General features: G+C 51.7%; 18 protein-coding genes. 10 read left to right on the forward strand and 8 right to left on the reverse strand.

Annotated elements, in window-relative coordinates; genetic code table 11:
• Window positions 1-98: 98 nt before the first annotated feature.
• Entirely contained in the window at window positions 99-638 is a 540-nt protein-coding gene (locus AC2CGP_RS10190) for a SadB/YajI family lipoprotein (protein WP_484502333.1), read from the reverse strand.
• Between the two features lie 147 nt (window positions 639-785).
• On the opposite strand from AC2CGP_RS10190, the gene nrdR reads away from it, so the two are divergent.
• The 6 genes from nrdR to pgpA all read left to right on the forward strand — a co-directional run bounded on the left by nrdR (window position 786) and on the right by pgpA (window position 4,883).
• Complete coding sequence (gene nrdR, locus AC2CGP_RS10195; protein ID WP_002890417.1) at window positions 786-1,235, forward strand: transcriptional regulator NrdR; 450 nt, start codon at window positions 786-788, stop codon at window positions 1,233-1,235.
• Between the two features lie 3 nt (window positions 1,236-1,238).
• Window positions 1,239-2,342: a bifunctional diaminohydroxyphosphoribosylaminopyrimidine deaminase/5-amino-6-(5-phosphoribosylamino)uracil reductase RibD gene (ribD, locus tag AC2CGP_RS10200; RefSeq protein WP_020079499.1), complete on the forward strand. Its 1,104-nt coding sequence runs from the start codon at window positions 1,239-1,241 to the stop codon at window positions 2,340-2,342.
• 86 nt (window positions 2,343-2,428) lie between these two features.
• Window positions 2,429-2,899 (forward strand): 6,7-dimethyl-8-ribityllumazine synthase, encoded by a 471-nt coding sequence (gene ribH / locus AC2CGP_RS10205; protein ID WP_001021161.1) that lies wholly within the window; start codon window positions 2,429-2,431, stop codon window positions 2,897-2,899.
• Window positions 2,900-2,919: 20 nt separating this feature from the next.
• Window positions 2,920-3,339 (forward strand): transcription antitermination factor NusB, encoded by a 420-nt coding sequence (nusB, locus tag AC2CGP_RS10210; RefSeq protein WP_015367993.1) that lies wholly within the window; start codon window positions 2,920-2,922, stop codon window positions 3,337-3,339.
• Window positions 3,340-3,412: 73 nt separating this feature from the next.
• On the forward strand, window positions 3,413-4,390 hold the full coding sequence (gene thiL, locus AC2CGP_RS10215) for a thiamine-phosphate kinase (protein ID WP_020079498.1): 978 nt from the start codon (window positions 3,413-3,415) through the stop codon (window positions 4,388-4,390).
• Window positions 4,371-4,883, forward strand: coding sequence for a phosphatidylglycerophosphatase A (gene pgpA, locus AC2CGP_RS10220; RefSeq protein ID WP_259678478.1), 513 nt, complete (start codon window positions 4,371-4,373; stop codon window positions 4,881-4,883). Before thiL ends, pgpA begins: the two co-directional genes overlap by 20 nt.
• 38 nt (window positions 4,884-4,921) lie before the next feature.
• Here pgpA and AC2CGP_RS10225 read toward each other — a convergent pair whose 3' ends face one another.
• Genes AC2CGP_RS10225 through xseB form a run of 4 tightly spaced genes read right to left on the reverse strand, consistent with a single transcriptional unit; the run spans window position 4,922 to window position 8,979 of the window.
• Window positions 4,922-5,896, reverse strand: a complete 975-nt coding sequence (locus tag AC2CGP_RS10225; protein ID WP_020079496.1) for an aldo/keto reductase — start codon at window positions 5,894-5,896, stop codon at window positions 4,922-4,924.
• A gap of 59 nt (window positions 5,897-5,955) precedes the next feature.
• Window positions 5,956-7,818, reverse strand: coding sequence for a 1-deoxy-D-xylulose-5-phosphate synthase (gene dxs / locus AC2CGP_RS10230; protein ID WP_020079495.1), 1,863 nt, complete (start codon window positions 7,816-7,818; stop codon window positions 5,956-5,958).
• Window positions 7,819-7,836: 18 nt separating this feature from the next.
• Window positions 7,837-8,736, reverse strand: coding sequence for a (2E,6E)-farnesyl diphosphate synthase (ispA, locus tag AC2CGP_RS10235; protein WP_015367988.1), 900 nt, complete (start codon window positions 8,734-8,736; stop codon window positions 7,837-7,839).
• Window positions 8,737-8,979, reverse strand: a complete 243-nt coding sequence (xseB, locus tag AC2CGP_RS10240; protein WP_015367987.1) for an exodeoxyribonuclease VII small subunit — start codon at window positions 8,977-8,979, stop codon at window positions 8,737-8,739. It lies immediately after the preceding gene.
• 234 nt (window positions 8,980-9,213) lie between these two features.
• Between xseB and thiI the strand changes: the two genes are divergently transcribed.
• A complete protein-coding gene (gene thiI / locus AC2CGP_RS10245; RefSeq protein ID WP_020079494.1) occupies window positions 9,214-10,662 on the forward strand; it encodes a tRNA uracil 4-sulfurtransferase ThiI in 1,449 nt (482 codons plus the stop codon).
• Between the two features lie 67 nt (window positions 10,663-10,729).
• On the opposite strand, the gene AC2CGP_RS10250 is transcribed toward thiI, so the two are convergent.
• The 3 genes from AC2CGP_RS10250 to panE are packed head-to-tail and all read right to left on the reverse strand — an operon-like array spanning window position 10,730 to window position 12,725.
• Window positions 10,730-11,206 (reverse strand): SRPBCC family protein, encoded by a 477-nt coding sequence (locus tag AC2CGP_RS10250; RefSeq protein WP_020079493.1) that lies wholly within the window; start codon window positions 11,204-11,206, stop codon window positions 10,730-10,732.
• Window positions 11,207-11,257: 51 nt separating this feature from the next.
• A complete protein-coding gene (yajL, locus tag AC2CGP_RS10255; RefSeq protein WP_020079492.1) occupies window positions 11,258-11,851 on the reverse strand; it encodes a protein deglycase YajL in 594 nt (197 codons plus the stop codon).
• Window positions 11,814-12,725, reverse strand: a complete 912-nt coding sequence (gene panE, locus AC2CGP_RS10260) for a 2-dehydropantoate 2-reductase (protein ID WP_020079491.1) — start codon at window positions 12,723-12,725, stop codon at window positions 11,814-11,816. Before panE ends, yajL begins: the two co-directional genes overlap by 38 nt.
• A 138-nt stretch (window positions 12,726-12,863) precedes the next feature.
• On the opposite strand from panE, the gene AC2CGP_RS10265 reads away from it, so the two are divergent.
• From AC2CGP_RS10265 to AC2CGP_RS10275, 3 genes are all read left to right on the forward strand, one after another.
• Window positions 12,864-13,355 carry a YajQ family cyclic di-GMP-binding protein gene (locus tag AC2CGP_RS10265; protein ID WP_015367982.1) on the forward strand — a complete coding sequence of 164 codons (492 nt, stop codon included), beginning with the start codon at window positions 12,864-12,866 and terminating at the stop codon, window positions 13,353-13,355.
• A gap of 749 nt (window positions 13,356-14,104) precedes the next feature.
• On the forward strand, window positions 14,105-16,765 hold the full coding sequence (locus AC2CGP_RS10270) for a two-partner secretion domain-containing protein (RefSeq protein ID WP_020079489.1): 2,661 nt from the start codon (window positions 14,105-14,107) through the stop codon (window positions 16,763-16,765).
• Between the two features lie 62 nt (window positions 16,766-16,827).
• Window positions 16,828-18,474: a ShlB/FhaC/HecB family hemolysin secretion/activation protein gene (locus AC2CGP_RS10275; protein ID WP_020079488.1), complete on the forward strand. Its 1,647-nt coding sequence runs from the start codon at window positions 16,828-16,830 to the stop codon at window positions 18,472-18,474.

Here is an 18,474-nt window from a genome sequence, read left to right on the forward strand (position 1 = left end):
TCAGGAGCGATTTCTAATGAACTCTTATGAAAAGTTGTAAATGGATAACTTCGATAGATGAAAAGCGGGCGCCGGGCCGTTTTGCCCGGCGTGAGCGCTTACTGCGCGCTGGCGGGTTGGATATCGTGGATATGAATAAAGCCGACTTTATCAGGCGTCACATTCAGGCGCAGCGGGATATCCACATCGCTGGGCGCCAGGATGCTGGCCGGGGCGCTAATCAGCTGATCCTGGACGTTGACTTCCTGATAGCTGTGGGTGGTGCCGGTAATCTGTCCGGAAGCGACGGTCGCGGTGAAGGCCGGGAGCGGATCGTTAGACTCGCCCTGGATGCGTAAGGTCAGGCGCGAACCGTCGCCATCTGGCGTAATGCTACCCACTGACATGCGCAGGGTGCCGATCTGGCTCTCCAGCCGCGCGGGGGTTTTGGCCTCCGGCAGCAGATAAACGCCGCGGGTTGATTTAGCATTCAGTGCGTTTTGCTGGGTGATTTTTATCGTTTGCTGATTCAGTTGGGTCATCTCTTTGCTCAGCGTACTGACGCTCTCGTTCATCTGACGAACTTCGCTTTGCTGGGCGCAGGCGGTAAGGGTGAACAGGCTGCTGATGATAGCCAGTTGTAGGTAACGTCTTGTCATGGTCAGGATTCCGTTTACAGAGGATGATTAATGGTAGCTAAACTGAATTGACCTACCATAGATCCTTTGTCTCAAAAGCTCTTTCTTTGTAGTCCGCTGACTTCAGGGTAAACTATCCTTCAGATTAACTACCTGTCAGGACGCGCCATGCATTGCCCTTTCTGTTTCGCCGTGGATACCAAAGTCATCGATTCTCGCCTGGTCGGCGAAGGCTCCTCCGTGCGTCGTCGTCGGCAGTGTCTGGTCTGCAATGAACGCTTTACCACTTTTGAAGTGGCTGAGCTGGTAATGCCGCGGGTGGTAAAAAGCAACGACGTGCGCGAACCTTTCAACGAAGACAAGCTGCGTAGCGGGATGTTGAAAGCGCTTGAAAAGCGCCCAGTCAGCGCCGATGACGTCGAAATGGCGGTAAATCACATTAAAACCCATCTGCGCGGCACCGGTGAGCGTGAAGTCGCGAGTAAAATGATAGGTAATCTGGTGATGGAGCAGCTGAAGAAGCTCGATAAGGTCGCCTATATTCGCTTCGCTTCCGTCTATCGCAGTTTCGAAGATATTAAAGAGTTCGGCGAAGAAATCGCCCGTTTACAGGACTAAGCCATGCAGGACGAAATGTACATGGCGCGAGCGCTGAAGCTTGCCGCGCGCGGACGCTTTACTACCCATCCTAATCCCAACGTCGGCTGTGTGATTGTAAAAGACGGCGAGATCGTCGGCGAGGGCTTCCACTATCGGGCCGGCGAGCCGCACGCCGAAGTGCACGCGCTGCGTATGGCCGGCGATAAAGCCAAAGGCGCGACCGCCTACGTCACCCTGGAGCCCTGTAGCCACCATGGTCGCACGCCGCCGTGCTGCGACGCGCTGATCGCCGCAGGCGTGGCTCGCGTGGTAGCGGCAATGCAGGACCCGAATCCACAGGTGGCCGGTCGCGGCCTGTACCGCCTGCAGCAGGCCGGCATTGACGTCAGCCATGGGCTGATGATGAATGAAGCGGAAGCGCTGAATAAAGGTTTTCTGAAGCGGATGCGCACCGGTTTTCCGTGGATCCAACTGAAGATGGGCGCTTCGCTTGATGGCCGTACGGCGATGGCCAGCGGCGAAAGCCAGTGGATCACCTCGCCGCAGGCGCGACGCGACGTGCAGCGCCTGCGCGCGCAGAGCCACGCTATTCTCACCAGCAGCGGGACCGTGCTGGCGGACGATCCGGCGCTGACCGTGCGCTGGCAGGAGCTGAGCGCCGATACGCAGGCGCTCTATCCGCAGGAGAACCTGCGTCAGCCGCTGCGTATCGTCATCGATAGCCAAAACCGCGTCACGCCGGAGCATCGAATTATCCAGCAGCAAGGTGAAACCCTGTTCGCTCGCACCCATGTCGATGAACGTGCCTGGCCTGACAACGTGCGTACCCTGCTGGTGCCGGAGCATAACGGCCATCTCGACCTCGTGTTGCTAATGATGCAGCTCGGTAAACAGCAGGTGAACAGCATTTGGGTGGAAGCGGGGCCGACGCTGGCCGGCGCTTTGCTACAGGCCGGGCTGGTGGATGAGCTTATCGTCTATATTGCGCCTAAACTGTTAGGCAGTGACGCGCGCGGTTTATGCGCGCTGCCGGGGCTTGAGAAACTGAGCCAGGCCCCCCATTTCAAATTCAACGAGATACGTCAGGTCGGGCCCGATGTCTGCCTGCATTTAACGACTGCGTGATGTATTCCTAATATTAGGAAGCAGCGCCCAGAATATTATGATAAAATCCGCCCCCCTTGCGGGGCACATGAACCCGAAGGAAGAGTATGAACATTATTGAAGCTAACGTTGCTACCCCGGACGCTCGCGTCGCCATCACCATTGCGCGTTTCAACAACTTTATCAATGACAGCCTGCTGGAAGGCGCGATTGACGCCCTCAAGCGCATTGGTCAGGTAAAAGACGAAAACATCACCGTTGTTTGGGTACCAGGCGCGTATGAGCTGCCGTTGGCGGCTGGCGCACTGGCAAAAACCGGTAAATATGACGCGGTAATCGCGCTGGGTACGGTGATTCGCGGCGGTACCGCCCACTTTGAATATGTGGCTGGCGGTGCAAGCAATGGCCTGGCGCACGTCGCTCAGGACAGTGAAATCCCGGTAGCCTTCGGTGTTCTGACGACTGAAAGTATTGAACAAGCCATCGAACGCGCTGGCACCAAAGCCGGTAACAAAGGCGCAGAAGCCGCGCTGACCGCGCTGGAAATGATTAACGTATTGAAAGCCATCAAGGCCTGATTTTTTGTAAGGGGAATTCCGTGAAACCTGCTGCTCGTCGCCGCGCCCGTGAGTGTGCCGTCCAGGCGCTCTACTCCTGGCAGTTGTCCCAGAACGACATCGCTGATGTTGAATACCAGTTCCTGGCGGAACAGGATGTAAAAGATGTAGACGTTCTGTATTTCCGTGAACTGCTGTCCGGAGTGGCGACTAACAGCGCGTATCTCGACGGTCTGATGAAGCCATACCTGTCACGTCAGCTGGAAGAGCTGGGGCAGGTAGAAAAAGCGGTACTGCGTATTGCGCTGTTTGAGCTGTCGAAGCGTGACGACGTGCCGTACAAAGTGGCTATCAACGAAGCTATCGAGCTGGCGAAAACCTTCGGCGCTGAAGATAGCCACAAGTTCGTCAACGGCGTGCTGGATAAAGCGGCCCCGGTAATCCGTCCCCGCAAAAAGTAAACTGCAGGCCGGGCTTTGCAGGATCTGATCCTGCGAACCCGGCCTTATTCTTTTCTTTGCTGAGGCATAACGTATGGCATGCGGCGAATTTTCCCTGATTGCCCGTTATTTTGATCGCGTTAAAAGCGCCCGCCTTGATGTTGAAACCGGCATCGGCGATGACTGCGCGCTCCTGAATATCCCCGAGAAAAAAACGCTGGCAATCAGCACCGACACCCTGGTGGCGGGCAACCACTTTTTAGCCGACATCGACCCTGCTGACCTGGCGTATAAAGCGCTGGCGGTGAACCTGAGCGATTTGGCGGCGATGGGGGCGGAACCGGCATGGTTGACGCTGGCCCTCACTTTGCCGGAAGCAGACGAAGCGTGGCTTGAAGCCTTTAGCGACGGTCTGTTTGTCCAGCTTAACTATTACGATATGCAGCTGATCGGCGGCGACACCACCCGTGGGCCGCTGTCGATGACGCTGGGTATCCACGGCTTTGTGCCGCCGGGCCGCGCGATGAAGCGTTCCGGGGCCAGGCCTGGCGACTGGATTTATGTCACCGGCACGCCCGGTGATAGCGCCGCCGGGCTGGCGCTTTTACAGGACCGGCTAACGGTTGATTCGCCAGCGGATGCCGATTATCTGCTGGCGCGCCATTTGCGTCCAATGCCCCGCGTGCTGCAGGGGCAGGCGCTGCGCGATCTGGCTAATTCAGCGATCGATCTCTCTGACGGTCTTATCTCTGACCTTGGTCATATTCTCAAGGCCAGCGCCTGCGGCGCGCGTATCGATCTCGATGCGATGCCGTATTCCGATGCCATGCTGCGCCAGGTTGATCCTGAACAGGCGCTACGCTGGGCGCTCGCTGGCGGCGAAGATTATGAATTGTGCTTTACCGTTCCCGAGCTGAACCGCGGAGCGTTGGATGTCGCGATTGGTCAGCTTGGCGCACGCTTTACCTGTATCGGCCAGATCGTGGCGGAAGCGGATGGACTGCAGTTTACCCGTGAGGGTAAGCCGATTAAATTGGATTTAAAGGGGTACGATCATTTTGGCACGCAGTAGAGACGAGGCGAAAAGCCGCCTCAATATGCGCAATCCCTGGCATCTGCTGGCGACCGGGTTCGGCAGTGGGCTGAGCCCGGTGGTGCCGGGAACGATGGGGTCTCTGGCGGCGATTCCGTTGTGGTATCTGATGACCTTTCTTCCCTGGCAGCTCTATTCGCTGGTGGTGATGATGAGCATCTGTATCGGCGTCTATCTTTGTCACCGTACGGCTAAGGATATGGGCACTCATGACCACGGCAGCATCGTTTGGGATGAGTTTGTCGGGATGTGGATCACTTTGATGGCGTTACCGACGATGGACTGGCAGTGGGTGGCCGCCGGTTTCGTTATTTTCCGCATCTTTGATATGTGGAAGCCGTGGCCAATTCGTTGGTTCGACCGCAACATCCATGGTGGAATGGGGATCATGGTCGACGATATCGTCGCCGGGGTGATCTCCGCCGGCGTACTGTATCTGATTGGCCACCACTGGCCGATAGGTCTACTCTAAATCTACGCCCCGGCTCGGCCGGGGTTTAAATTGCGGCGTTACTTGAAGCCGACGATTGGGTGGGGCCGATAGGGCGCCTCCAGCTTGTCGATCTGTTCTGGCGTCAGGGTTAAATCGACGGCATGCAGGAGCTCATCCAGCTGTTCCTGCCGCGAGGCGCCAATAATCGGCGCAGCCACGCCGGGCTTGCTTAATAGCCAGGCCAGCGCCACCTGCGCGCGGTTGGCATCTAATTCTTCAGCCACCTCCTCCAGCTTCTGTGCTATCTGCTCATCATTGGCGTCGGTGGCGCTATACAGCGATTTGCCGAATTCATCGGAGACGAGACGCGCGGTGGTTTCTCCCCATGGTCGTGTTAGTCGGCCGCGCGCCAACGGGCTCCACGGCATGACCGCAATCCCTTTGCGCTGGCATAGCGGCAGCATCTCGTTTTCTTCTTCGCGATAAATCAGGTTGTAGTGATCCTGCATGGTGACGAAGCGCGCCCAATTGTTCTGTTCCTGCAGGGCGAGCGCCTGGGCGAACTGGCGGGCATGCATTGATGATGCGCCGATATAGCGCGCTTTCCCGGCGCGTACGACGTCGCTGAGCGCCTCCAGCGTCTCTTCGATGGGCGTGGAGTAATCCCAGCGGTGGATCTGCAACAGGTCGACATAGTCCATTCCCAGACGACGCAGGCTATCGTCAATGGAGCGCATGATTTGCGCGCGAGACAGCCCCTGCGGCAGATCGCCGACCTGATGATAAACTTTGGTGGCGACGATCACCGAATCGCGGCGAGCGTACTCCCGCAGCGCGCGGCCGAGGATCTCTTCGCTGCTGCCGTCGGAGTAGTTGTTCGAGGTATCGAAGAAGTTAATTCCGCCTTCCAGCGCACGTTTAATCAGCGGACGGCTACTCTCTTCTGGCAGCGTCCAGGCATGATTGCCGCGGTCAGGTTCGCCGAAGGTCATGCAGCCGAGACAGAGTCGGGAAACGCGAAGATGGGTATCGCCAAGAGGAATGTAGTGCATAAGACGCTCCTGCTACTTTAAAAGGTATCCTTTAAGCATAGCAGGAGCGGTATGGGCAATTATGCCAACCAGTCGCGGATTTTGGTTTCGATCCCGGCGGCATCCAGGCCGAGGTCGGCGCGAACTTCTTCCTGAGTCCCCTGCGGGATAAAGAAGTCCGGCAGACCGATATTCAGCACCGGCACCGCGCGACGGTGGGCCATCAACAGCTCGTTTACGCCGCTGCCTGCCCCGCCCATGATGGCGTTCTCTTCAAGGGTGACCAGCACCTCGTGATCGGCGGCAAGCTGCAGGATAAGCGCCTCATCAAGCGGCTTCACAAAGCGCATATCGACCAGCGTCGCATTGAGTTTTTCCGCGACCTGAGCGGCTTCCGGCAGTAAAGTCCCGAAGTTAAGGATCGCCAGCTTCTCGCCGTTTCTTTTCACCACGCCTTTCCCGAGCGGCAGCGGCGCCAGTGGTTCCAGTTCCGCGCCGGTACCTGTGCCGCGCGGATAGCGTACCGCGCTAGGGCCATCGTTATAGTGGTATCCGGTGTAGAGCATCTGGCGACATTCATTTTCGTCGCTCGGGGTCATGATCACCATTTCCGGAATGCAGCGCAGGAAGGAGAGATCGAACGCTCCCTGGTGGGTCTGACCGTCGGCGCCGACGATGCCCGCACGATCGATTGCAAACAGCACCGGCAGCTTTTGAATGGCGACGTCATGGATCACCTGATCGTAAGCGCGCTGCAGGAAGGTGGAATAGATCGCCACGATCGGCTTATAGCCGCCAATCGCCATCCCGGCGGCAAAGGTCACCGCGTGCTGTTCGGCAATCGCGACATCGAAATAGCGATCGGGGAATTTTTTCGAGAACTCGACCATCCCGGATCCTTCACGCATCGCCGGGGTGACGGCCATCAGTTTGTCGTCTTTGGCCGCGGTTTCGCACAGCCAGTCGCCAAATATTTTCGAATAGGAAGGCAGGCCGCCGCTGCTTTTCGGCAGCACGCCGCTGGTGTGATCGAATTTCGGTACCGCGTGGAAGGTGATGGGATCTTTTTCCGCCGGTTCATATCCACGGCCTTTTTTGGTCATGATATGCAGGAACTGCGGCCCTTTCAGGTCGCGCATATTCTTCAGCGTATTAACCAGACCCAGCACATCGTGGCCATCTACCGGGCCGATGTAGTTAAAGCCCATCTCTTCAAACAGCGTGCCGGGCACCACCATACCTTTAATATGCTCTTCGGTACGTTTAAGCAGTTCTTTAATCGGCGGTACGCCGGAGAAGACTTTTTTGCCGCCTTCACGCAGCGAGGAATACAGCTTGCCGGACAGCAGCTGCGCCAGGTGATTATTCAGCGCCCCGACGTTTTCTGAAATCGACATTTCATTGTCGTTCAGCACCACCAGCATGTCTGGTTTGATATCCCCCGCGTGGTTCATCGCCTCAAACGCCATCCCGGCGGTGATAGCCCCATCGCCGATGACGCAAACGGTGCGCCGCTGTTTGCCTTCTTTTTCGGCGGCAATAGCGACCCCAATACCCGCGGAGATAGAGGTAGAAGAGTGGCCAACGCTCAGTACGTCATATTCGCTTTCGCCGCGCCACGGGAACGGATGCAGCCCGCCTTTCTGGCGGATAGTGCCGATTTTGTCGCGGCGGCCAGTGAGAATTTTGTGCGGGTAAGCCTGGTGGCCGACATCCCAAATTAAGCGGTCGAACGGCGTGTTGTAGACATAGTGCAGCGCCACGGTCAGTTCAACCGTGCCAAGGCCAGAGGCAAAATGGCCGCTTGAGCGGCTCACGCTGTCCAGAAGATAGCGGCGCAGCTCATCGCAAAGCTTGGGCAGGCTATCTTTTGGCAGCAGGCGCAACTCCTGGGTGGAATCTACCAGCGCCAGGGTTGGGTATTTGGCAATATCAAAACTCATCAGAGACTCATTTATTGTTTATTTATCGCGCTGAATAATGTAATTCGCGAGCGCTTCCAGTGCCGTGGTATCCAGCGATTGCGCAGCCAGTTCATCTAAAGCCTGGCGGGCATCGGCAATCAGATCGCGCGCTTTCTGCTGGGCTTGCTCAAGACCCAAAAGCGCCGGATAGGTACTTTTGCCTAACTGTTGGTCGGCACCCTGACGTTTGCCAAGAGTCGCAGTATCACCTACCACATCCAGAATGTCATCCTGCACCTGGAAGGCGAGACCGATATTCTCCGCAAAGCGATCGAGTGCTGGTAGCGCCTGACGGCCACGTTCGCCGGCGCTCAGCGCTCCAAGACGAACCGCCGCGCGAATAAGCGCTCCGGTCTTATGGCGGTGAATTCGCTCCAGCGCCTGTAGATCGACCTGCTTGCCTTCCGCCTCGAGATCCAACGCCTGACCGCCGCACATTCCGGCGACGCCGCTGGCCTGGGCCAGTTCGGAAACCATCGCCAGACGGTCGCGATCCGGTACTTCCGGCATCGGCGTATCACTCAGTATAGAAAATGCCAGCGTTTGCAGGGCGTCACCGGCAAGAATAGCGTTCGCTTCGCCAAACTTGATGTGGCACGTGGGTTGACCGCGGCGCAGATCGTCGTCGTCCATCGCCGGCAGATCGTCATGCATCAGCGAGTAGGCATGAATGCATTCGACGGCAGCGGCTGGGGCATCCAGTGTGGAACGGCTAACGCCGAACATCTCGCCGGTGGCGTAAACCAGGAAAGGACGCAGGCGTTTGCCGCCTAATAATGCGCCATAGTGCATGGCTTCAACCAGCGGAGTGTTCTGAAATGGCAGCGGAGAGATAAAGCGGCGCAGCGCGTCATTGGCCTGGGTGACACAGGTCTGTAATTGTTGCGGGAAGTCCATTTATTCAGCGTCCGGCGTAAAGGGAGTCAACGGCGCATCTTCGCTATCGGCTAGCAGGATTTGGACACGCTGCTCGGCCTGTTGCAGTTTCGTCTGGCCCTGGCGCGCGAGCTGCACGCCGCGTTCAAATTCGCTGAGCGCTTCTTCCAGCGGTAGTGAGCCGCTTTCCAGACGATTAACGATCTGCTCGAGTTCGCCTAAAGCGCTCTCAAAGCTGGCCGGGGCCTCATTTTTCTTTGGCATAGTGAATATAGACTCTTGTTATGTCTCGATGGCTATCAGTATGGTAACGGAGTCGGGCGGTTAAGCAAACTCGCGGCATTCACCCTACGGATACATTTTTGCGAAAATGCGCAATGCCAGGCGAAAAGCGAACAATGATGGTATACTCCGCGCCCTGGATGCAGACGCTGAATCGCGCCTGTACAACTTTTTTGCTTAAAGCCCCGTCGGGCTTGCCAACGAACTATTGTCGCCATGAAGTTTATCATTAAATTGTTCCCGGAAATCACCATCAAAAGCCAATCTGTGCGGTTGCGCTTTATTAAAATCTTAACCGGGAACATTCGTAACGTTCTCAAAAACTATGATGAGACGCTCGCCGTCGTTCGTCATTGGGATCATATCGAAGTTCGCGCGAAAGACGAAAACCAGCGGCCGGTTATTCGCGATGCGCTGACCCGTATCCCTGGCATTCATCATATTCTGGAAGTGGAGGACGTACCTTTTACTTCTCTGCATAACATTTTTGAACAGACGCTACCGCTGTGGCGCGAACAGCTAGAAGGCAAAAGCTTCTGCGTGCGTGTGAAGCGCCGTGGTAAACATGAATTCACCTCAATTGAGATTGAGCGCTACGTTGGCGGCGGCCTGAACCAGCATATCGAATCGGCGCGCGTGAAGCTCACCGATCCGGACGTGACGGTTAACCTGGAAATCGAAAACGATCGTCTGTTGCTGGTGAAAGGGCGCTATGAAGGTATTGGCGGCTTCCCCATTGGTACTCAGGAAGATGTGCTGTCGCTTATTTCCGGCGGCTTCGACTCCGGCGTCTCCAGCTATATGCTGATGCGTCGCGGCTGCCGCGTACACTACTGCTTCTTCAACCTCGGCGGCGCCGCGCATGAAATTGGCGTTCGTCAGGTGGCGCACTATTTGTGGAACCGCTTCGGCAGCTCCCATCGCGTTCGCTTCGTGGCAATCAATTTCGAGCCTGTGGTTGGCGAAATCCTTGAGAAAGTCGAGGATGGCCAGATGGGCGTGGTGCTCAAACGTATGATGGTGCGTGCGGCATCGAAAGTCGCTGAGCGTTATGGCGTGCAGGCACTGGTGACCGGCGAAGCCTTGGGCCAGGTATCCAGCCAGACGCTGACTAACCTGCGTCTTATCGATAATGTCTCAGACACGCTGATCCTGCGCCCGCTGATTTCTCACGATAAAGAACACATTATCAATCTTGCGCGCGAAATCGGCACTGAAGATTTTGCCCGCACCATGCCGGAATACTGCGGCGTTATCTCGAAGAGCCCAACCATAAAAGCGGTAAAAGCGAAGATCGAAGCGGAAGAAGAAAACTTCGATTTTAGCATTCTGGATAAAGTGGTTGAGGAAGCGAATAACATCGACATTCGCGACATCGCTCAGCAAACGCAGCAGGACGTGGTGGAAGTCGAAACCGTCAGCGGCTTCAGCGCGAACGACGTGATTCTCGATATTCGTTCTGTCGATGAGCAGGATGATAAGCCATTGAAAGTGGAAGGCGTCGATGTTGTTTCGCTGCCGTTCTATAAACTGAGCACCCAATTCGGCAACCTCGATCAGAGCAAAACCTGGCTGTTGTGGTGTGAGCGCGGCGTAATGAGCCGTCTGCAGGCGCTGTACCTGCGTGAGCAGGGCTTTACTAACGTGAAAGTGTATCGTCCGTAATTCGCCTGTACTACTTATGAAAAGCCTTCCCTTAGAGAAGGCTTTTTTACATCTATTGGCTGGCGTATCAGCGTAGCGTCATCGCCAGGGCATTCAACTGATCGATAACGATATTCCAGCCTTCAAAAAATCCCATCTTTTCGTGTTGCTCACGGGTTTCATCATCTGCATGCAGTACCGTAGCCGTATAGCGACAGCCGTCGTTTTCATCCGCAAAGGTAATAATAGCCGTCATAGCAAAAGGGGTAACGGCCGGCCGAAAGTTCTCGGTTAGCATTGAGGTCATGACTAATTTTTGCTGCGGAATGACTTCAAGAAAGCAGCCGGGGTTATCGCTACGTTCACCGTCAGGGCCGTGCATCACGGTGTGAAAAGCCCCACCTGGACGCAAATCAAAGGCCAGAACGTCGGTATACCATGGCTTCGGGCACCACCAGGTTTTGAGTAATGCCGGGTCGGACCACGCGCGCCAGAGAGCTGAAGTGGGCGCGCTGAGCCAGCGGCTAATGACGAGGTCACGAGAATCGGTTGCGCTACGGGACATGCTACGGCTCCTCAAGATACAGGGGGGCCAGTCCGCTGCGCGGACCGGCTATCAGGATTCGTAGTAATTATAGATGCCAGCAGCCATGACCAACTGCGAAGCCACCTCGTGCGCTTTTTCGCGACCGACCAGCAGGTCAATCATTTTTAGCGCGAAATCAATAGAGGTTCCCGGACCCTGGCTGGTTAACAGATTAACCCTTGGGTCCCAGACGACGCGTTTATCCTGCCACTGTTCGGCGGGGATATGCTCTTTTAGCGCCGGGAAACCGGTCATGTTGCCGATAGGGAACAGATTATGTGGCACCAGAACGGTCGCTGGCGCGGCACAGATTGCCGCCACGATGCGCCCGGATAAATGAAATTGTCTTACGGTTTCTACCAGCAAAGGGCTGTCGCGGAAGCACTCGGCGCCTTTAATTCCGCCAGGCAAAACGATGATATCAAAATCGCCATCGGCGACTTCGACCAGCGGCGCATCCGCGAGGAGCTTCACGCCTCTTGAGCAGACAATCGTTAGATTGCCATCACTGGCGACGCTGGCGGTGGTCACTTTCACACCGCCGCGCGCTAATAAATCGATAGTGGTGACCGCTTCGGTCTCTTCGCTACCAGGGGCGAGGCAAATCAGTGCCGACGCGCTCATAAATATTCTCCTTTCGCTTTACCTGTTCAAATAAACGGGCATTTTCCGGCACTGACAGACCGTGGGCCCGGGCGCGATTAAGCAGAAAACCGGTGATATAGTCGATTTCCGTATGCCGCTGCGCGCGGATGTCCTGCAACATCGATGAAATATTATCTGCAGTACTTTCAATGACCTGATTCACATACAATAACAGGTTTTCTGCCGACGTATGAATGCCTTCACGTTGCATTACCGCTGCGACTTCATGACAGATTGCGCCGATCTCTTGCGGAAAATCTCGCAGATCGCCGTTTCTACAATCTTTCAGCGCAGTCAGGGGATTAATCACACAGTTGACGGCCAGCTTACTCCAAAGAGCAGGGTGAATATTGTCGTGCCAGGCGACATCCGGCAGGACGTTTTGCAGAATGTCGGCGAGACCGCTGTAATCTTCGCTATAGCTTTTGGCTGGTCCAATATGAGTTGTTCCCTGCGCGACGTGAATGATGACGTTGCCATCGCGGCGGGCGGCATGAGTGGTGGACGCCAGCAGCAGTGGGTGTTTAACGCTTTTTAATTCATCAAGAGTGCCCATGCCGTTATGAATGAGCAAGATAGGCGCAGAAGCCGGTAAGATAGCAGCCAGATTTCTCACTGCCTGGGAAACCTGCCATGCCTTTAGCGTCACCAGTAGTAAATCGCTGGTGGCGAGAAAATCAGGATCGTTAGCGGTCATTGATTCGTTGAAATTACTACCGTCAGTCTCAATGAGATTAACGCTACAAAATGGTTGCGGGACGCGTAACCAGCCCTGAACCTCATGTCCGTTTTTATACAGCGCGGTTAACCATAGTTGCCCCAATGCACCGCATCCCAGTACGGTTACTTTCATTATTCCTCCTCACCTGCAACTTCCCAGGCGCTTGTAGCTAAAGTATAGCGTTATCAGCTAAGCTTCCGGGATAACAAGTTGAGTTATGCCGCGTTGTGGGTATTATGCAACGCAAAAGAAACGGAAGGAGAGGAAAAGATGCCATCTTTCGATATTGTCTCTGAAGTCGATCTTCAGGAAGCGCGTAATGCGGTCGAAAACGCAAGCCGCGAAGTCGAGTCACGATTTGATTTTCGTAATGTTGAAGCCACCTTTGAGCTGAACGAAACCAGTAAAACCATCAAGGTGCTGAGCGAGTCTGATTTCCAGGTCAATCAGCTGTTGGACATCCTGCGTGCAAAGCTACTCAAGCGCGGTATTGAGGGAAGCTCGCTTGACGTGCCGGAAAACTTCGTACACAGCGGAAAAACCTGGTTTGTTGAAGCTAAGCTGAAGCAGGGTATTGAGAGCGCGATACAGAAGAAAATCGTTAAACTGATTAAAGACAGCAAACTCAAAGTACAGACGCAGATTCAGGGCGAAGAAATTCGCGTCACTGGCAAATCCCGTGACGATCTGCAGTCGGTTATGGCGTTGGTTCGCGGCGGCGATCTTGGCCAGCCATTCCAGTTCAAAAACTTCCGCGATTAAAACGCAAAGCGATTCAGGCATTGTGTTGATATCCAGGCCGGAGAAGGCATTAAGCCTCTCTCCGGCAAATTAAGTCCTCATAACCTATCTCTTCTGAACTTCTTTTTAATCTTTCACAAGACATTTCATCATGCCGGCTTCATTACCCGCCGCAGGCTTATTGTGCCCATCTGCTTTCAAATACAAATTCATAAAGATGAATTCACGCATGAATGATGAAGTTGAAGGATGAATAATCCCTGGGAGAGAAGAGGCGAGGGTCGTGATCTCAATCATGAAGTGAAGAAAATTGAATATGTATAGAAAGAATTCACTTTTTGTTCATTATATTGATCGGGGAAACTGTAACGGAGTAAGGATATGGTGTTGTACGTGGCATTATTTATTACGCATCACGAGAACAGGTGATTTAGCGCTTGAAAAATGATGAGTCAACAACGCTTAAACGAGGAATTACGCTCGATGCACGGACAGGGGATGTCTCATATTTCGTATGAATTAAATCAACTTTCTTTGTGCCATGTAGGTATATGCATTCGGCGTAAATGATCTGAAATATATAATTTTTAACTTATTTAATATTAATTTGTTGAATAGAACTGCATATAACGTTTGATGAGTTTACGTGCTTTTCACAGGGATTTTGTACGCATGACGCGTACTTAAAATAGTCAGGGTGAATATCGCTGCATAAGCGCAGGTTATTCTTTCTGGCTGCACTCAATCAATACTATCTTAGAAAGGTTCATATGAAATATCACGAAAATAAAAAAAGGTCCGTGAAATTAAACCCAATTGCGGCATCATTATTACTGCTGATGCCTGTAGTGGCGCAAGCGGAAATTTCTATTAAAAATGGCAGCGTTACTGAAGCCTCAAATGGTGTGCCGATTGTCAATATCGCGAAACCGAATAGCAATGGTCTTTCGCATAACGTATATGACACCCTGAACGTTGGCGCTGAAGGGGTGATCTTTAACAACGCGACAAGCGCGGCGCAGTCCGTGCTGGCTGGGCAGATTGCGGCCAACCCGAACCTTACGGACCGCAGCGCGATGGTTATTCTTAACGAAGTGACTTCAACGAATGCGAGTACCATTAATGGCATGATGGAAGTTGCCGGGGATTCCGCTCACTTAATCATTGCCAACCCTAATGGCATCACGACTCAGGGAGGCGGGTTCATCAACGCTGAAAAAGGGACGTTGACGACAGGTACGCCAAAATTAGGTGAGGATGGGCTGTTAAATGGCTATTCCGTTAATGGCGGAACGATTAATGTAAGTGGCTTTCAGAGCGAATCACCGACCGAAATTCTGGCGCGTAGTGTCGTTGTGAATGGTGCGCTTTCAGCCAGTGAGCTTAAGATTGTCGCAGGGAGTAATGCGGTCAACGCCGACGGTGTGGTCACCGACTCCGTAACGCCTACCGGTAACGCAAGTACCTACGGCGTGGATGTTTCTAAGCTTGGTGGTATGTATGCGAATAAAATTAGTCTTGTCAGCACAGAAAATGGCGTAGGCGTGCGTAATCTGGGGACGATTTCTGCCGGGGATAGCGGTATTAAGATTACCAGTAACGGTAAACTGCTTAACAACAATGCGGTTATTCAATCCAGTGGTGATATCACCCTGAACACCAACGGTGTTTTAGAAAATAGCGCAGGGAAAATCAACAGCGACAAAATGATCGCCATTGATACCGCGGGTAATAAAGTTAGTAATATCAACGGTGGCAATATTTTAGCAACCACTAATAACTATATTACCAGCGGTAAATTCGATAATAGCAATGGTAAACTGGCTGCCGGACAAACGCTGGCTGTCAATACTAGCGGTAATACTTTTACCAATACCGGAAAAGCTAAAACGGCGGGTATTGAGGCGGGTGTCGTTGCAATCGAATCAGGTGATTTTAATAATAACAACGGTCAGATTCATGCTGGCTATGTTGGCCTGAAAAATACATCGTTAACTAATAATGGCGGCACTATTGATTCAACTGGAAATGTTGAAGTTGAAAGTACGGGGAATATTGAAAACGTAACTGGTTTGATTCGCTCCAGTGCTGGTGCTGTAAAATTAACGACAACCAAAGCAGTTAAAAACAACGACAACAAATCGGCCGATACCACGGGCGGTGAATCCTTGGGTATCGTCTCAGGTAATGGCATCGAGATTGCTGCTGACTACTTATTTAACTGGGCTGGCGAAATTGCCTCAGATGGTGATGTGAGCATCCAAACCACCAGTGATATTGATAACTATATGGGTAAAATTGAAAGCAGTAAGACTGTGTCAATTACTGGTCGCAACATGAATACCAGTCAATCGGGTATCAATGGCGGGGCGGGTGTTAATATCGATCTTAACAACTATTATAGCCGTCTGGGCGTAATAACTTCCGTGAACGGTGACGTAACTATCAAAGCCGATACAGTCAGTACAGACAGTTCGGTGATCAAAGCTAAAAATATCAGTATTGATTCAGGCGCTGATATTGATGCGAAATATACAATGATGGTTGCGGATGAAAAACTAGCGCTTAATGCGGTTGGTAAAATAACCAGTACTGACAGTGACAAATTTGGTTTCTATGTGGGGCAATACTTCGGCTATGGGAATCAGCAAGGCGGTCTAATTGGCGGTGAAGGGGTTGATATTACGGCTAAGAGCCTGAATAACGAATCTGGCCGTATTATTGCGCAAACCGGTGACGTAAATATTAATCTGACTGGCGATCTCGCAAGTAACAAAGGGCAGGTTGTTGCTAATTCAGGGGGGATGACGATTGCTGCGAAGAAAATCGCTGCTGATTACGCAACTATTTATAGCTCTGGTAACATGCAAATTGATGCATCTTCATTGTCATCAAAAGCAAGCGGTTCCATTGCAAAGAATACGGCTAACGGAGTCATCTCTTCAGATAGCGACGTCTTGATTAATATTAATGGTGATTATAATAACACCGGATGGGTGAATGCTAAAGGTAATCTGACGGTTAATGCCTCCGGTTACTTGACAAATAATCACGCCTTTAATGCTGATGGTGACTTGAACCTGACCGGGAAAACCATCACTAACAACAGCGATATTGCTGCTGGTAATACTTTGAACATTTCGACGGCGAATGATTTGACCAATAATCTTGGCGCAAACATTTCTGCCAAAACAACTAACGTCACAGCTAAAAATATCTCAAACTGGGCTAATTTAGTTGCTGATAGCCAGTTGAATGTCACTGCAAGTAATAACATCTACAACTATGGCAACCTTTATACAGCGGGTAAGGCGGTAATCGATGCTAAGAAAATTGTCAACACTGGTTTCTGGGCTGTATTAGGTGGAGCTCAAGGATTTGAGACTACAGCTAATGTTGTAAACGTATTTGGTACCGTTGTAGGTAAATAAATAACTTAGGTTGAAGGTAAAAGCGGTAAGGGATTACTGCTTTTACCTGATTAGGGTATGAAATGGATATTCGCAATATAGTAATTATTAGCCTGGTATTGTTGATTACCGGCCCTGCAGTAGCGGCTGATGCTCAGTTAGGGCGGCTTGTAAAAGACCAGCAAAGCAATGATAACGCTGCGTTCAAAGACCGAAAAATAGAACAAAAGGATGTGTTCTCCGATGCCGTCGCAAAAAAAGAAACCGATAGCACATTCCCGCTGGAAACTCCGTGTTTTCAAATTGATGAATTAGTGCTTAGCAATGATTTTTTAGACGACCGCGGATTAAATAAAATTAAAAAACAGGTTGCTGGAAAATGCTTAGGGATGAATGGGTTGAAAAAAGCGGCTGTGCTTTTTCAAGATTACTATATAAATGCGGGGTATATAACAACGAGGGTGGAAATTCCATCTCAAGATCTCTTGACTAAAAAATTAAGTTTGGCAGTGATACCAGGAAGGATTTCTGAGATTGTCATTGTTGATAACGATATAAGTAAATGGGTTTTGCCATTTTCAGAAGGTGATATTCTCAATATCAGGGATGTTGAGCAGGGCCTGGAAAATATACAGAGAACACCTGAGGTTGATGTTAAAATTAACATAGTGCCAGGTACTAAAAATGGCACGAGCAAGCTGGTAATTAATACGCAACGAAAAAAAATATGGAGTGCCAGAGCTTCGTACAATAACTATGGTGATGATAGCACTGGAAACCAACTTATTGGTGGAGTGGGGTATTTATATAATGTCACTAGTTTGAGCGATGTTTTTTACCTGGCGGGGACGGGTAGCCAGACCGGTGGGTATAAAAATGCTAGTGCCTATTATAGTGTGCCTTTTGGATATACCGATCTAAGTCTTTTTTATAGTAAAAGTAAATCTACTCAGGGTATTGATGTTGGTACATATACTTTTGATTATGTAGGTGAGACTGAGTATTTCAGCCTCAAAGGTAATCGTATGCTATACCGCAATGTGAACTCTAAATTGTCTGCGAGTGCTGAATTTATCAGACGGAAATATGACTACACATTGGGTGGGACAGAACTAGTTTTGCAAAAACGAGATATGGGTAACATACGGTTAGGATTAAATTATAAAAGAAACTTTACTGGGGCTGCATTGGATTCTACTTTAACCTGGCAACGGTTTACCAGGGCTTTTGGTGGCACTGACACACCAGACATGCGTACTGGCACTGTGAGTAAGAAAAGTCAAATTGTAAACCTTAATCTGAACTATGTGAAATGGTTAACGATGTTGCCAGCCAACGCCTATTACGAACTTAATTTTGGTGCCCAGTATTCACCAGATAATTTGACGTTACAGGATCAATTTACAATAGGCGATCGTTGGAGTGTACGTGGTTTTCAAAACAGCGATGGTATCTATGGGAATAAAGGTTTTTTTATACAAAATACCCTGAATGTGGTGACTGGATTTGACGGTATCACCCCTTATGTTGGCACAGATTATGGACAAATAATTGGTAAGTTACCTTCACAAGACCTGAGTGGGAAAAGGATAATGGGTGGAGTCTTAGGAGTTAAAGGCGCGGTGAAAGCTGTCGAGTATGATGCTTCGTTATCAACACCTTTTCTCTATCCGGATGATTTCGATGTGGATAAGTATAAGCTTAATTTCAATTTTGCGTACCAGATTTAA

It is taken from the genome of Klebsiella sp. SYXHC3 (genome assembly GCF_057196925.1).

Bases quoted from the DNA above. Each gene is read 5' to 3' on its own strand.
- ispA (WP_015367988.1), bottom strand. From the start codon at position 8,736: ATGGACTTCCCGCAACAATTACAGACCTGTGTCACCCAGGCCAATGAC.
- ribD (WP_020079499.1), top strand. From the start codon at position 1,239: ATGCAGGACGAAATGTACATGGCGCGAGCGCTGAAGCTTGCCGCGCGC.
- dxs (WP_020079495.1), bottom strand. From the start codon at position 7,818: ATGAGTTTTGATATTGCCAAATACCCAACCCTGGCGCTGGTAGATTCC.
- panE (WP_020079491.1), bottom strand. From the start codon at position 12,725: ATGAAAGTAACCGTACTGGGATGCGGTGCATTGGGGCAACTATGGTTA.
- yajL (WP_020079492.1), bottom strand. From the start codon at position 11,851: ATGAGCGCGTCGGCACTGATTTGCCTCGCCCCTGGTAGCGAAGAGACC.
- AC2CGP_RS10250 (WP_020079493.1), bottom strand. From the start codon at position 11,206: ATGTCCCGTAGCGCAACCGATTCTCGTGACCTCGTCATTAGCCGCTGG.
- nrdR (WP_002890417.1), top strand. From the start codon at position 786: ATGCATTGCCCTTTCTGTTTCGCCGTGGATACCAAAGTCATCGATTCT.
- thiL (WP_020079498.1), top strand. From the start codon at position 3,413: ATGGCATGCGGCGAATTTTCCCTGATTGCCCGTTATTTTGATCGCGTT.
- AC2CGP_RS10265 (WP_015367982.1), top strand. From the start codon at position 12,864: ATGCCATCTTTCGATATTGTCTCTGAAGTCGATCTTCAGGAAGCGCGT.
- AC2CGP_RS10225 (WP_020079496.1), bottom strand. From the start codon at position 5,896: ATGCACTACATTCCTCTTGGCGATACCCATCTTCGCGTTTCCCGACTC.
- AC2CGP_RS10270 (WP_020079489.1), top strand. From the start codon at position 14,105: ATGAAATATCACGAAAATAAAAAAAGGTCCGTGAAATTAAACCCAATT.
- AC2CGP_RS10190 (WP_484502333.1), bottom strand. From the start codon at position 638: ATGACAAGACGTTACCTACAACTGGCTATCATCAGCAGCCTGTTCACC.
- xseB (WP_015367987.1), bottom strand. From the start codon at position 8,979: ATGCCAAAGAAAAATGAGGCCCCGGCCAGCTTTGAGAGCGCTTTAGGC.
- AC2CGP_RS10275 (WP_020079488.1), top strand. From the start codon at position 16,828: ATGGATATTCGCAATATAGTAATTATTAGCCTGGTATTGTTGATTACC.
- thiI (WP_020079494.1), top strand. From the start codon at position 9,214: ATGAAGTTTATCATTAAATTGTTCCCGGAAATCACCATCAAAAGCCAA.
- ribH (WP_001021161.1), top strand. From the start codon at position 2,429: ATGAACATTATTGAAGCTAACGTTGCTACCCCGGACGCTCGCGTCGCC.